The following is a 15567-nucleotide window of genomic DNA, read 5'->3' as shown; positions in this document are numbered from 1 at the left end:
TAAGACCTTTGAACTGCAATTTAAGAAAATATTTCAAAAGTGTTTCTGTTATGGACATTTTGTTTTGCTACCATATCATCTATCTCCCATGCGCAAAGTAGTCCCTGTTCTATGAAGTACTCTCCTATTCGGCGTTGAAGAAGGCGTTGTTTGCCTAAAAGAGCCAGCAGTTCAAAGGAGGTTATATACCCCTTTCTCCAGGCATATTCGCCGAATTTTTCTTTATGCCTTTGCTCTCTATTTCGTTCTGTCAGGATTCTCCTGATATCACATGACGACAGCATCCCCCAGTTAAGCGCTATCTGGCCAATCATCGGACGTTGCTTTTTCTGCCAGATTATTGCGCCAATAAGGTTTCCCCATGAAATACAGCCGGAGTAATAGAGAAATTGACCGATTAACAGCCTGCGTTTTGGAAGCCAACCTTTGTAAAAGCGATCTGAACCCCACCTTTTTTTATTAACCTTCGCGCTTCTCTCCGGGCTTTTTCTTTGAATACCTGTTTCATCATCCAAAATATCTATTCGATCATCTTTTAAAATAGAATTCAGGTTTTCGTAGGCCAGGGTCACCTCCTTGAATCGTTCACCCATTTCAGCTTTGATTTTTCCCAGTACTTTTGAACGATCCGGATGTGTTTCCAGAGCCTTCTTCCAGTACACTGTTTTAAGCGCAGGCTGCCGAAGCTGTTTTAGCAGCTCAATCGAAACCTCCTTTTCGTAGCCAAACAGCACATGATAGGCATTAAAAAGGTTAGCTTTTGACATAAAAGACAATGATGTATCGGAATTCATATAACCCATTTAACCTTGTTCAGGGTTCCGGCGTTCGCGGGAACCCTGTGCATTTTCAGCTCAGTATGCTCTATTTTAAGTGTAATATTTTATGGTTATCAATCAATATATTGTTTGTTTGTCAAGTAAAAAATCTGTATATAGTGTTTTGCGGCAAAAAATGCGAACATCCCCATGGTTTTCCGATGGTCATGCAGAGCATAGCAAAAGACAATAGATTCGTTGATTTTTTACTTTACGAGTTTATAAATAACATCGGAAAAACGTAAGTAAGGAGTTCTTCAAAAACATTCTTCGGCGACATCCTTGACAAATTGGACAAAGCCTATAATATATATGAATTTGAGTTGTTTGTGCAGAGCGTGCATGGAGATTGATCGTGCAATAAGTTTTCTCATTGAAATGATTATAAAATATGATACATCACCATACAAAATCAGTTCGTAAAAAGCTGCGGGTGCTATCTATTACCTATCTATCACGTGGAGAAACACTTTTAACGTAAAATCCAGGAAAGTCGAAATAACGGGTGTTGGTGAAATCCTTTTGGAACGAAGCAGCAGGACAAAGCACATCAGCCTATCGGTAAGCCCCTTCAAGGGTGTTCGAGTTGCCGTGCCATTTGGAGCTATAATGTCAAGCTGATAAAATTGCCTGATGAATTGATTGACTATACTATCCTTCATAAGTTAGTGCATACCCCCGGGTTAAGGATCACAGCAAGCGGTTTTGGAATGAATTAGACAAATTTGTTGAGAAAGCGAAACACTTTAATAAAAAACGCAATAATTTGAGCAAGTTGTGGCCTTCGAGGTATATATTCTTTAATAAACGATTCTTTTTTGGGATTTATAGGGTCTGATTAAACAAAGCTGCGATCTGAACAGGCAGAAAAAGGGGTTGTCCGTCATGGGTGGTTTATTTGGAAGTGTTTCAAAAGAAGATTGTGTCAATGATCTGTTTTACGGGACCGATTATCATTCTCATCTCGGCACAAAACGTGGTGGCATGGCTGTTAAAAATTCTAAAGGATTTACAAGGTCTATTCATAACATTGAAAACGACTATTTCCGGTCCAAGTTTGAGCCTGATCTTCCATTTTTAAAGGGGAACAAGGGTATCGGAGTTATCAGTGACAACGATTCTCAGCCGCTTATTATTGGTTCGCATTTGGGATCATTCGCAATCGTTACGGTTGGAAAAATTAACAACATTGAGGAGCTGGTCAGGAAAGAATTTGCAAAAAAAATGCATTTTTCCGAGACCAGCGGCGGCGTGACAAACCCGACGGAACTGGCGGCAATGTTAATTTGTGAAAAAGGCTCCTTTGAAGAGGGAATTGAAAATGCTCAACAACTCATTCAAGGCTCATGTTCAATGCTTTTGCTTACGGAAAACGGAATTTTTGCCGTAAGGGACAGATTAGGCAGAACACCTGTTGCTATTGGAAAGAAAGAAGGCGCCTATGCAGCATCCTCAGAAACATGCGCATTTCCCAACCTTGGATATGATATTGAAAAACATCTTGGGCCGGGCGAAATTGTCTTTCTGACGCCGGATGGATATGAGCAGAGAAAAAAGCCGGAAAGCAAAATGCAAATATGCACTTTTCTGTGGGTCTATTACGGTTATCCGGCATCTGATTACGAAGAAATCAATGTGGAGTCGGTCAGGTATAGATGTGGATACGCCCTTGCAAAAAATGACGAAACAAAAGTAGATTTTGCCGCAGGGGTGCCGGACTCTGGAATCGCTCATGCAATCGGCTATGCAAATGAAAAAAAAATCCCGTATAAGCGCCCATTTGTTAAATACACACCAACCTGGCCCAGAAGCTTTATGCCGCAAAATCAACACAGAAGAGATATTGTTGCAAAAATGAAACTGATCCCGGTTAGATCGATGATAGAGGGTAAAAAGATTCTTTTTTGTGAAGATTCAATTGTAAGGGGTACCCAGTTGCAGGATAATGTTCAAGTATTATTCGATTACGGAGCGCTGGAGGTGCACATGCGCCCTGCCTGCCCGACCTTAATTTATCCATGCAACTTTCTCAATTTTTCAGCATCGCGGACAACACTTGATCTTGCCAGTCGAAAAGCAATTAGAGAACTTGAAGGAAAAGATGATAAGTTTCTGGATGAATATGCCACAGGCGGATCAGAAAGAAATATGGCAATGATAGATGAAATAAGAAAAAAATTAAAACTTACATCATTAAAATTTCAAAAGCTGGAAGACCTTGTGAAGGCGGTTGGTCTGCCAAAAAATAAATTATGCACCCACTGCTGGGATGGGTCCGGTTATTTTAAATAAAAAGGAGTTTTTAATGCCAAAACGCGACGATGTGAAAAAGGTACTTATCATAGGTTCAGGCCCTATCATCATTGGTCAGGCATGTGAATTTGATTATTCCGGCACCCAGGCCTGCAAAGCTCTTCGTTCTCTTGGTTATGAGATCGTTCTGGTAAACTCGAATCCTGCAACAATCATGACAGATCCGGGCACTGCTGATGTTACATATATCGAACCTCTTAACGTTAAAGTATTAACAGACATTATCAAGATAGAACGGCCGGATGCCCTGCTGCCGAATTTAGGCGGCCAGTCAGCCCTGAATTTATCATGTGAACTGGCGCAGGCAGGGGTTCTGGATGAATATAATGTAAAGATCATCGGTGTAAATATTGATGCCATTAAGCGGGGAGAAGATCGTACAGCCTTCAAGGAAACCATGGAGCGGCTTGGCATTGCAATGCCGAAGAGCCAAACGGTAAACAATGTCGAAGAGGCTGAAAAGGTCGCTGCAGAACTGGGTTACCCTGTTGTGATTCGTCCGGCCTATACAATGGGCGGCACAGGCGGCGGCTTGGTGTATAACATTGAAGAGCTTCGCATTATTGCTAAACGCGGTTTGTATGAAAGCCTTATAACCCAGATTCTGGTTGAAGAGTCGGTCCTGGGATGGGAAGAGCTTGAGCTGGAAGTGGTACGGGACGCTAAAAATCAGATGGTTACTGTTTGCTTTATTGAAAATGTCGATGCCATGGGTGTTCACACAGGCGATTCTTTTTGCACCGCGCCGATGATGACTATTGATCCCAAGCTGCAAAGGCGTCTTGAGAAATATGCTTATACCATTGTTGAAGCGATTGAAGTTATCGGCGGCACAAATGTTCAATTCGCGCATGATCCCAAAACAGACCGGGTTGTTATTATCGAAATTAACCCGAGAACTTCCAGGTCGTCGGCCCTGGCATCCAAGGCAACCGGTTTCCCGATCGCCTTTATTTCCGCCCTGCTTGCCTGTGGTCTAACCCTGGATGAAATCCCCTACTGGCGTGACGGCACCCTTGAGAAATACACACCTTCCGGTGATTATGTGGTAGTAAAATTCGCCAGATGGGCTTTTGAAAAATTCAAAGGCTCTGAAGATAAGCTTGGAACCCAGATGCGCGCTGTCGGCGAAGTCATGAGCATCGGAAAAAACTACAAGGAGGCATTTCAAAAAGCAATCCGATCCCTTGAGATAAACCGCTATGGTCTTGGTTTTGCCAAGAACTTCAATAAAAAGTCTCTAACTGAATTAATGAATATGCTGGTTATACCCTCAAGCGAACGCCAGTTTATTATGTATGAAGCTCTGCGCAAGGGAGCCGACATCCAGGATCTTTACGAGCTTACACATATTAAACCCTGGTTTATTAAACAGATGAAGGAGCTGGTGGCTCTTGAAGAAGAGATTCTAACATACAAAGGGAAGATGCTTCCGGATGATATGCTCATCCGTGCGAAAAAGGATGGATTCGCAGACAGGTATCTTTCCCTTCTTCTCGGGATTTCAGAAAAGGATATCAGGGAAAAGCGCATTTCGCTTGGTGTTGTCGAAGCGTGGGAATCTGTGGCGGTCAGCGGTGTTGAAAACTCCGCCTATTACTATTCCACCTATAATGCGCCATGCAAAATCGAGGTAAGCGACCGCAAAAAAATTATGGTTCTTGGCGGAGGCCCCAATCGTATAGGGCAGGGAATTGAGTTCGACTACTGCTGTGTGCATGCCGCGTTTGCCATCCGTGATGCAGGGTATGAATCGATAATGGTTAATTGCAACCCTGAGACAGTCTCTACCGATTATGATACTTCGGACAAGCTTTATTTTGAACCGCTTACTGTTGAAGATGTTTTAAGTATTTATGAAAAGGAAAAACCAGAAGGGGTTATTATACAGTTCGGTGGACAAACGCCCCTGAATATCGCCGGAGACCTGGAAAAAGCAGGTGTCAAAATTTTAGGGACTTCTCCTGAAACAATAGATCTGGCAGAGGATCGGGACCGGTTCCGTAAGGTTATTCACAAGCTGGGGATTCCACAACCCGAATCCGGCATGGCCAGCACCACGGGAAAAGCCCTCAAAATAGCCGAAAGGATCGGATATCCATTAATAGTCAGGCCATCTTACGTTTTGGGCGGACGCGCCATGGAAGTTGTTTATGACGAGGAAATGCTTTTACATTATATGTCGGCAGCCGTAGATGTTTCACCGGAGCGCCCCATAATGATCGACAAATTTCTGGAAAACGCCATTGAAGTTGAAGCAGATGCGATTGCCGATGGAACCGATGCCTTTGTTCCCACGGTTATGGAGCATATTGAACTGGCAGGTGTGCATTCCGGCGATTCCGCGTGCGTAATTCCTCCGGTGAGCATCCCTTTGAAACACCTGGAGACCATTTGCGAATACACAAAAAAGATTGCCATTGAGCTCAATGTACTCGGGCTTATGAATATCCAGTATGCTATCACAAACGACACTGTTTATATTCTGGAGGCCAATCCAAGGGCCTCACGCACCGTGCCGATTGTTTCCAAGGTTTGCAATATCTCTATGGCACGGCTTGCCACCCAGGTGGTTATGGGCAAAAAAATCTCTGATCTCAATCTGAAACCAAAACATATCCCCTATTTCGGTGTTAAGGAGGCTGTGCTCCCATTTAAAATGTTTCCTGAAGTCGATCCTCTTCTGGGGCCGGAAATGCGTTCTACCGGAGAAGTTTTGGGGCTGGCTGATTCATTTGGCCTTGCTTATTTTAAAGCCCAGAAAGCAACTCAACTATCACTGCCGATTGATGGGACTGTTCTTATTACCGTTGTTGACAAAGACAAGCCGGGCGTTCTGGAACCGGCCCGGTTGTTTAGTGATTTAGGGTTCAAGATCTTGGCTACAAATGGAACACATGACTTTCTGCAAAAACATGGCATTGAATCGGAAACTATCCGCAAACTGGGATATGGCAGGCCGCATATTGTGGATGCCGTCAAAAATGGAGAAATACAACTGATTATCAACACGCCCAGTGGAAAGGAGAGCAAGGATGATGATTCATATATAAGAAAGGCGGCGATCGAGTATAAGATTTTAAATATTACCACTACGGCTGCGGCGCTGGCAGCTGCCAAGGGCATTGCTGCTCGAAAAGCGGGAAAAACCAGGGTAAAATCTCTTCAGGCTTATCATGCGGATATCAAATAAGACCGCTTTGTCGCTGCACTTCTCGCAACGACTTGGGACATGACTTTTTACGAATTCATCAAATATTAGAAAGCAAGTAATTATATGCATTTCAAGCAAAGAACCGTTGCCGGATTAATCAACTGCTCCGGCGTAGGTATTCATTCAGGCAAAAAGGTTAATCTGACGATCAAGCCCGCGCCAATAAATCATGGCATTAAGTTCAAAAGAATAGACCTTCCAGACTGTCCGAGCATATCCGCACATTTTAATATGGTTGTGGATACAAGCCTTGCAACCGTAATAGGATATGATGGATTTATTGTTTCAACCATAGAGCATCTTATGGCGACCTTTGCAGGTTTATCAATTGATAATGCTATGGTTGAAATTGACGGCTACGAGATGCCGATAATGGATGGCAGCGCCGAAGTATTTACCTCATCAATAATTGCGGCAGGCATAAAGGAACAAGCCGGTCAACGCTGTTTTTTTGTTGTAAAAGAGCCGATTGAGTTGAAAGAAAACGGGAAATTTGTCGGCATATATCCTGAATCTTCATTTAAAATAACATGCGACATAGATTACGATCATCCTCTGATTAAAAAACAATCTTATACCATAGAACTTTCCGACCAGGTATTTGAGCGCGAAATATGCAGAGCCAGAACTTTTGGTTTCCTGCATGAATATGAAGAGATGAAAAGTTTTGGGCTTGCACGAGGCGGTTCGCTCGATAATGTTATTGTAATAGATAAGGAAAACATACTCAACAAAGATGGTTTACGGTATAAGGATGAGTTTGTGCGGCATAAACTCCTTGACTGCATAGGCGATTTTTCTCTCCTCGGCATGCCGGTTTTAGGCCATGTTAAGGTGAGCAGATCAGGCCATTTTTTTAATCATGCATTTTTGAAAAAATTCTTTGCCCAAAAAGAATCATGGGAAACCAGTATAATACAGGATGTTGTTAAAATGCCCGGATAAGGCACAAAGCTCCTGTTTTCTAAAATCACTTGCCATTTAAGAAGGTATCCGTTATTAACAGAAAACTTTCTTCCTCAATTGTCACCTTAACTTTTTTAGTTTGCCGCTTATATATTATGTTGTCATTGATTTGCCGTAAAATTAGTACCATATTTCTTTGCATATTGCTGATCATGCAAAATCCAGCCTTTGCCTCGGAGGCAGGGCTGACCAATATAATTGTCACCAACACACGCGATGATCTTTTGATTTTTCTTAATGTCGAAGGGGCTTTTAATGATAAGATAAAAAAGGCTGTTCTAAAAGGGGTGCCGGCAACCTTTTCCTTCTATATTACCCTGTACCAGGCCCGCAATATGTGGTTTGACATTAAGCTGGCTGATATAAAGATAACCCATACGATTAAATACAATAGCCTGAAGAAGGAATTTGTTGTTACACGGTCATGGGAAAAGGATAAGCCGTCTGTCGCACAATCTTTTGAAGAGGCCAAAAAGCTGATGACCGAAATTGACAGCTTAAAAATTATTTCGCTTGGCAGCCTGCAGAAAGGCAGCCAGTATCAAATAAGAGCCAAGGCAGAGCTCGGCAAACTAACCCTTCCCTTTTATCTGCATTATATTCTGTTCTTTGTTTCTTTATGGGACGTTGAAACAGACTGGTATACAATAGATTTTATCTACTGAAAGCCGGAATTTTTTCGCACCTATTATGAGCAATAATATATTCAAAAGCCCAAAATCTCATGTCTTAGAAGAGGAACTCAAAAGGCGGAAACGTGAAGGCATTCTGATTGTCATAGTTGTTTTTGCCATTGCCCTCATGACCTTTGCTGAGCACAAGGTAATACATTTTGGGGCAGGGATTCCGGTTTCCAACACAATATTGATGTTCATATTAATCAACATCAATTTGCTGCTGCTTATCCTGTTGATATTTCTTGTGTTTAGAAATCTGGTAAAGTTGCTATATGATAGAAAGCGCAAGGTGATGGGGGCAAAGCTTCGCACGAGACTTGTGGCCGCCTTTATTGCGCTTAGTCTTTTGCCTACGGTTGTACTTTTTTTCTTTTCAATCAGCTTTATTACAACCAGTATTGAATTTTGGTTTAATGTTCCAGTAGAGCAGGCGCTTGAAAACTCATTGCTTGTAGGAAGGCGCTTGTATGATCATGCGGAAGAAAATAACCGGTTTTATCTGGAAAGAATAGCCTACCAGATAAACACCAAAAAACTTCTGGATGAACAAAAAAGGAAAGCCCTTTCCCACTATGTTCAGGTTGTTCAGCGGGCATTTAATATTGATGCTGTTGAAATTTATAGCGTTAATACAAACCGTCTTACATTTGCTCTTGCCATGGAACTGGAAGATGAGCCTTTCAGCATTATTCCTACTGATGATTTTCAAAAGGATATGGAGCTAAAAGGGGTAAGGTCGGTTTTTGAAAAAATTCCGGAAGGGGAGCTGATAAGAACGATCGGAACTATTCCTTTTGGCGCAAATTACACAGATGCCGAAGGCTTTATTGTATTGTCGGTTTTGATTGCCTCTGATCTTTCTGAAAACATGGCATCCATATCAAGAGGTTTTGAGGAATATCAACAGATAATACTTCTTAAGAAACCGATCCAGACAACCTATTATATAACCCTTTCAATAGTGGCGCTGCTTGTTGTTTTTTGCGCTATATGGTTTGGGTTTTATTTGGCGAAATCCATCACAATACCGATCATGGAGCTTGCCGAGGGGACGCGAAGGGTTGCGGAAGGAGATTTGGGGTTCAGCATCGGCCCTGTGGCTGATACTGAAATCGGCACTCTTGTTGATTCATTTAATAAGATGACAAAAGATTTGCGGATCAGCAGAGAACAATTGGAGCTTTCCGCGGGTATGCTTCGCGAACAAAACATTGAGATAGAAAAAAGACGGCAGTATATGGAAATAGTATTAAAGAATGTTTCTGCCGGAGTAATAACTCTTGGCCCAAGCGGGCTTATATCAACGATAAACAAGTCTGCTGAAAAGATGCTCAATCTTAGACCAAAGGACATGCTGAATAAAAACTATAAAAAGCTGCTTAGAGAGCAGCATCTGAACCTTGCGGAAGAAATAATCGACAATCTGACCAGCTCCCGTGAGGATCATGTCACACTTCCGCTTAGATTAACAATAGAAGGAAAGCAGCGTAGTTTTATGATACATGTTAATGCGCTTAAAGACGACGCTGGGAACCATATGGGCATAGTAATGGTCTTTGATGATCTTACGGAACTGGAAAAGGCCCAGCGCATTGCGGCATGGCGTGAAGTTGCGCGCAGGATTGCCCATGAAGTCAAAAACCCTTTAACTCCGGTCTCTCTTTCGGCTCAGCGTCTAAAAAGAAGATATTCAAAGCAGATAAATGAACCGGTTTTTGAGGAATGCATTCAGATGATAATTGATCATGTGGATTTGATCCGGAACCTGGTAAATGAGTTTTCCGCGTTTGCAAGATTTCCGGCGGCAAATCCGGAGCTTTGCGATCTGCCGCCCATTATTGAAGAGACCGTGGCGCTATACAAAGAAGGACATCAAGATATAGATTTCAAAATCAGCATAACAGAGGATATTCCGACTTTAAATATTGATCGCAGGCAGATTAAGCAGGCTATGATTAATCTTGTTGATAATGCAATTGCTTCAATTAATAAGACAAACGGCAAAATTTTAATTACATTGACCAACGATCCTATCTTAAAGATTGTTCGGATAGAGGTTGCTGATAATGGCCCGGGCATTTCTTATAAAGACAAGACGCATCTTTTTGAACCCTATTTTTCAACAAAAAAGACAGGCATGGGATTAGGCCTGACAATTGTCAGTACGATTATTGCTGATCACAACGGCACGATACAGGTGCAGGATAACCAGCCTCAGGGGGCCAAATTTGTAATAGAACTGCCTGTGTAATTTTTTTATAGAAGGAGTTTTGCAATATGTTTCCATCTGTTCTGATTGTTGACGACGAACCATCCATAGTTCAGTCTTTAAGCGGCCTGCTTTATGATGAAGGTTTTGAGGTCATAACGGCAACCAATGGTTATGAAGCCTTAAAGATTATAGATAGCGAGTCGCCGGATCTTGTTTTGCTTGATATATGGATGCCGGGTATCGACGGAATTGAGACATTAAAGGAGATAAAAAAGAATAATGCTTTTATTCAGGTAATAATAATATCGGGGCACGGGTCAATAGAGACCGCTGTTAAGGCCACAAAGCTTGGAGCGTTTGATTTAATTGAAAAACCGCTTTCGATTGACAAGGTGATTGTTGCGATTAATAATGCGCTAAACTTCAGGAGGCTTGAAGAGGAAAACAGATATCTTCGTAAAAAAACAATAGAAAAGCACTCGATAAACGGAGACAGCTCTCCAACCGTGGCGCTGAAAAAGCAGATAGCGATTGCAGCCCCGACAGATGCATGGATACTTATTACAGGAGAAAACGGCACAGGCAAAGAGCTTGTCGCACGTACAATTCACCAGTTAAGCTCAAGGGCGGATCAACCCTTTGTTGGCGTCAGTTGCGCCGCAATTCCTGAAGAAATGATTGAAAGCGAGCTGTTTGGCCACGAGAAAGGGGTGTTTACTGAAGCGACCAAAAAGAAAAGAGGCAAATTTGAGCTGGCAAGCAAAGGAACGATTTTCCTTGATGAAGTAGGGGATATGAGTTTAAAAACACAGGCCAAAATTCTTCGAGTGTTGCAGGAACAAAAATTCCAGCGTGTTGGAGGAAGCAGAACATTAAGCGTCAATGCCAGGGTAATTGCTGCCAGCAACAAAGATCTTGAAAAGGAGATTGAAAAAGGAAGCTTTAGGGAGGATCTTTACTTTCGGTTGAATGTAATACCTATCGAAGTCCCAAACCTGAAGAATCGTTGCGAGGATATTCCGCTTCTTGTTGAAACCTTTTTAGATGAAAGCACAAAACAAAATCACAGTAAAAGAAAGAAAATAACCAGAGAAGCCCTCGATACCTTATGCGCCTACTCATGGCCTGGAAATGTCAGAGAGCTGAAGAATCTTGTGGAACGGATGGCTATCATGGCGGGAAACGATATAATTGATGTTTCCGATATACCGGCTCCATATAATTCAAACCTTGGGCAAGGTTTGGGGCTTGTTGAATCACGGTTGTTTATAATCGATTGCTTAAATGATGCAAAAAAGGCCTTTGAAAAAGCATTTATCCAAAAAAAACTTTTGCAATACGATAATAATGTTGCAAAAACAGCCGAATCAATAGGGGTTAAGCAAAGCTACCTGTATAAAAAGCTGAAAAGCATGTAACTACTCAGGTTCAGGGTTCCAAGGTGCACGGTTCAAGGTCTCATATTTATAACTCAAAGGTCATATCGCTGCTAACACCAAAGCATTCAAGGTTTTCTCCTCTTTCAGCTATGATGGTATTGCATTTTTTGACAATATCATCCATTTCCCTGTCTGTTCTTTCCTGGTTTAAATGGAATAGACCTAATTTTTTTACTCCGGCTTCAAAGGCCAGATCCAGCACACGAGTATATTCAGAATGGCCCCATCCTATATAGTTTTCATAATCGTCAGGCGTGTATTCGGCGTCATGAATAAGCAGATCGGCACCTGAAGAAAATTCCAGATAGTCTTTATATGAAAGACCTCCTGGATGGACAAAACCAAGTTCATTGTCTGTCAGAAAAACAAAAGTTTTATTATTTTCAATGAATTTATATCCGCTGCCGCCGTTGGGGTGGCTGATACGGATAGGGGTTATAGATACTGATCCGATCTTAAATTCTTTGGAGCATGCTTCTTCGTAATATATAGTTGCCTTTAAATTGGAGAATTTTACAGGAAAATTAGGAGGAGACATTAGCATGGGAAGTATGTTTTCCACGAATTTATTGTGAAAGGGACATTTATGCATCCGTAGAGTGGCGCTTTTAGAATATAGAGGTTTGAAAAAGGGAAGTCCCATTACGTGATCCCAATGGGCATGGGTAAAGATGATATTATAGGTAGAGTTTTTCTCTCCCATCAATTGATTGCCGAGCCTTCGAATCCCTGTTCCGGCATCAATTATTATGATGTCATTACTTTTTGCCTTGATTTCTATACATGCGGTGTCACCGCCATACTTGAGATATCCTTTACCTGAAACAGGAATGGAACCTCTTGATCCCCAGCATTTTATAAGCATTTTAACCTTTAAAACCTTTTAAGCAAAACCAACTTTAATGGAAATTTGATTTTACATAAAAGCTGCCTGCTTCAGTCGTTTTTCGGCAGCTGATCAATATACCATTTCATCGGGTCAAGCACCTCATAGCCCATGTTTTTAAATTTTTTCTTTAAAGGGGTTATGTTTTGAGTCAATAGATATGGAAAAACCGCCCGTTTTTCTTCATCCCAGTATCTTGCTACCATAATACTTCCAAAAGAAATGCCTTCTTCAGTTATTGCGTCGACAATTTTTTTCATCTGGCCGAGTTTTTCTTCCACAATGATGCACATTAGTATTCCGGGGTCTTCCATACCAATAACATTGATAAACGCGCGAAGAAGATCGCGCACAGAGATAATACCTATGAGCTTTCCCTTTTCATCTACAACAGGAAACGCCCCAACACGTGTCTGCTGGATAAGCACAAGGGCATCTTGAATGGTATGTAATGGAGAAATGGCAACAGGATCTATTGTCATTATGTCCTTTATTTTGAGTTTTGCAATTTTAGCAGTCATTTTTTTGCTGTTGTAATCGCTTAAAGGCATAGCGCTTCTAATATCACGATCCGAAACTATTCCGATAAGGTGATAATCCATGGTTACAACCGGAAGATGACGTATTCGATGCTCGGCCATTTTATCCCTTGCCTCAAAAATATCAGCATCTTTGTTGATTGTGATAATCTTTTTAGTCATCGATTTGCTGACAAACATTTTCCCCTCCACTGCTTTTATTCAAAATCTCTTGTCTTGTTTCAACAGTTTAGCCACCAAGGCTCAAAAAAGAGATATGAATTTTAAATTTTATTTATGATGCAGGATTATTCTCTGTTCTTTTCTGTATTTTATATCGTAAATCCTGTAACACGGTATAAAGAGAATTATATTATAACTTTGTTGCCTTAGTGCCTTTGTGGCTGAACTATTAAGTTTTGTTTAAAAGCTAAATTCCATTATTATTTGTAATTCAGCAAAATTTCAACATGGTTTTTTGCAAGCTCGGGAAGACGTTTAAGGGAGTATCCTCCTTCAAGAACGGAGATCAACCTTCCGTTTGAATACTTATCAGCCATTTCGACCACGCTTTTTATTATCCATGAAAATGCTTCAGTTGACAGCTTGATATCCGACATGTCATCATCCACATGACCGTCAAAGCCAGAGGATACAATGATTACCTCGGGCTTAAATAATTCAAAGGCAGGAAAAAGGTCCCTTTTTATAAGACGCTTATACTCTTCATCTCCCTTGCCGGGTAATACCGGAGAATTCTTGGTAAATCCAAATCCAGCATCCTCCCCTTCTTCGAATTCTCTCCCTGTGCCAGGATAAGCAAATGAAGGGTGCTGGTGGATTGAATAATAAAAGATATCCGGGTCATCTTCAAATATATGCTGCGTACCGTTGCCATGATGAACATCAAAATCAACGATTCCAACCCTTTTTATGCCCCATTCTTTTTGCAGATACCTTGCTGCAATCGCTACATTGTTGAAATAGCAAAATCCCATTGCCTTGTTGATTTCAGCATGGTGCCCGGGAGGTCGCACAGCACAGAAGGCATTATCGATTTCGCCATTCATGACAAGACGTGTTGTATCAAGGACACCTCCGACAGCCAGAAGCGCCGTTTCATATGTTGCCGGACATATTCTGTTGTCGGGGCAGTCGAATGTCGAGTTACCTGTAACACAAGCCTTTTTAAAACGCTTAATATATTCTTTGTCATGTACAGCCTCGATCCATTTTAGATCACAAAAGCTGGCATGAATCAAAGTGAGCTCGGCAAGAAGGCCGGCCTCTTTTATCCCCTGATAAACAGCCTGAAGTCTTGCAGGCACTTCCGGATGATAGGAACCGGTATCGTGAAGCAGATATCTTTCGTCAAATAAAAAACCTGTTTTTTTCATATGCTTTTCTTCAAATTGTGGTTAGTGCGAGTCGAACATTTTATAACATAGCCTTACTTGATGAACTCGTAAAAAGTCTAATTTTACTCTCTCTGTGACCAATTTTGGGATTCAGCTTTCACCCGGCTAAATTGCAAGAACTCGGGCTAATGCCCTCAAACAGCTTGCAATTTTTAACGCCAGGCTCGACCTGAATCTTTCTCCAAAATTGCTCAATGTCGCTCGCAAAATGACTTTTTACTAGTTCATCTTACTTGATAATTGTATCAAATATCATAAAGGCCGCTTTTACGGCTTGATTATCATGTGGCAGTTCGATTGTCGGACGTCCATTTAAGTCAAATTCGTATACCGCGCTATCCTCAGGTATTGTTCCCGCAAGCTCAAGCTCCTCATTTTTAATCATATTACGGACCGGATCGGGTAAAGCCTCACTTGCCCTGTTTAGAACAAGATAGCTTTTACCGGACACTGCGCTGAGATTTTTTGCGAGTTCATTAATTCTTGAGGCAGTCTGAAGACCGCGTTTTGATGTGTCGGAAACAACGAGAAGGAGATCAACATTTTTTGTGGTCAACCGGCTTATATGTTCCATCCCAGCCTCATTATCCATGACAATATAAGGATAATTGTCGCTCAGTCTGTCCATAAATCCTGCAAGAAGATTATTTGCAGCACAATAACAGCCTGAACCTTCAGGCTGCCCCATAACTAACAGGTCATATCCGTGTGCTTCAACTATAGCACGTTCCAGTTTCATTGACATAAAAACATTCTTGCTCATACCGACGGGAACGTTGCCGTTTTTCATCTCTTCGCGGGCATTACCGAGCGTATAGACGACTTCAAGGCCAAGCACATCATTTAAGTTGGCATTGGAATCGGCATCTATCGCAAGGACAGGGATTTTCCCCTTGCTGACTAAATATTTAATCAGCATACCTGCTAAGGTGGTTTTTCCTGTACCTCCCTTTCCTGCAAGGGCGATTACAAAAGGCATATTATCCGGTTTCCTTATGATCGAATCCGCTTGCGGCGGATTGGAGCCCCGCGAGACGGGGTTTACGCTTTAAAGAAGTTTTTATAAGTAAGTCAGATAAATGAAACAGTCAACCTAAAATTTTATC

11 protein-coding genes are annotated in these 15567 nt (G+C 41.6%); 6 read left to right on the top strand and 5 right to left on the bottom strand.

The window, feature by feature from the left end; all coding sequences use genetic code 11:
- Positions 1-20: 20 nt before the first annotated feature.
- A complete protein-coding gene (locus VMW78_01370) occupies positions 21-794 on the bottom strand; it encodes a hypothetical protein (GenBank protein ID HUV49656.1) in 774 nt (257 codons plus the stop codon).
- Positions 795-1703: 909 nt separating this feature from the next.
- On the opposite strand from VMW78_01370, the gene VMW78_01365 reads away from it, so the two are divergent.
- The 6 genes from VMW78_01365 (at position 1704) to VMW78_01340 (ending at position 11618) form a co-directional block, all read left to right on the top strand.
- On the top strand, positions 1704-3110 hold the full coding sequence (locus tag VMW78_01365) for an amidophosphoribosyltransferase (GenBank protein ID HUV49655.1): 1407 nt from the start codon (positions 1704-1706) through the stop codon (positions 3108-3110).
- Between the two features lie 13 nt (positions 3111-3123).
- Positions 3124-6324, top strand: coding sequence for a carbamoyl-phosphate synthase large subunit (carB, locus tag VMW78_01360; protein HUV49654.1), 3201 nt, complete (start codon positions 3124-3126; stop codon positions 6322-6324).
- Between the two features lie 84 nt (positions 6325-6408).
- Positions 6409-7290: a UDP-3-O-acyl-N-acetylglucosamine deacetylase gene (gene lpxC, locus VMW78_01355; GenBank protein HUV49653.1), complete on the top strand. Its 882-nt coding sequence runs from the start codon at positions 6409-6411 to the stop codon at positions 7288-7290.
- Positions 7291-7463: 173 nt separating this feature from the next.
- Entirely contained in the window at positions 7464-7976 is a 513-nt protein-coding gene (locus VMW78_01350) for a DUF4390 domain-containing protein (GenBank protein HUV49652.1), read from the top strand.
- Between the two features lie 25 nt (positions 7977-8001).
- Positions 8002-10239, top strand: coding sequence for an ATP-binding protein (locus VMW78_01345; protein ID HUV49651.1), 2238 nt, complete (start codon positions 8002-8004; stop codon positions 10237-10239).
- Between the two features lie 26 nt (positions 10240-10265).
- Complete coding sequence (locus VMW78_01340) at positions 10266-11618, top strand: sigma-54 dependent transcriptional regulator (GenBank protein HUV49650.1); 1353 nt, start codon at positions 10266-10268, stop codon at positions 11616-11618.
- 46 nt (positions 11619-11664) lie between these two features.
- Here VMW78_01340 and VMW78_01335 read toward each other — a convergent pair whose 3' ends face one another.
- The 4 genes from VMW78_01335 to VMW78_01320 all read right to left on the bottom strand — a co-directional run bounded on the left by VMW78_01335 (position 11665) and on the right by VMW78_01320 (position 15440).
- On the bottom strand, positions 11665-12504 hold the full coding sequence (locus tag VMW78_01335) for an MBL fold metallo-hydrolase (protein ID HUV49649.1): 840 nt from the start codon (positions 12502-12504) through the stop codon (positions 11665-11667).
- A gap of 71 nt (positions 12505-12575) precedes the next feature.
- Positions 12576-13244: a CBS domain-containing protein gene (locus VMW78_01330; protein ID HUV49648.1), complete on the bottom strand. Its 669-nt coding sequence runs from the start codon at positions 13242-13244 to the stop codon at positions 12576-12578.
- 242 nt (positions 13245-13486) lie between these two features.
- Positions 13487-14440 carry a histone deacetylase gene (locus tag VMW78_01325; GenBank protein ID HUV49647.1) on the bottom strand — a complete coding sequence of 318 codons (954 nt, stop codon included), beginning with the start codon at positions 14438-14440 and terminating at the stop codon, positions 13487-13489.
- 250 nt (positions 14441-14690) lie between these two features.
- The gene (locus VMW78_01320; GenBank protein HUV49646.1) at positions 14691-15440 is read right to left on the bottom strand and encodes an AAA family ATPase; all 750 of its coding nucleotides are present in this window, start codon (positions 15438-15440) and stop codon (positions 14691-14693) included.
- Positions 15441-15567 lie beyond the last annotated feature (127 nt).

The sequence above is a fragment of the Anaerolineae bacterium genome (genome assembly GCA_035529315.1).
Lineage (GTDB): Bacteria > Desulfobacterota > Desulfobacteria > Desulfobacterales > ETH-SRB1 > Desulfaltia.
The sequence above is the reverse complement of the archived record's forward strand: the minus strand, read 5'-3'. Positions and strand labels throughout refer to the sequence as shown.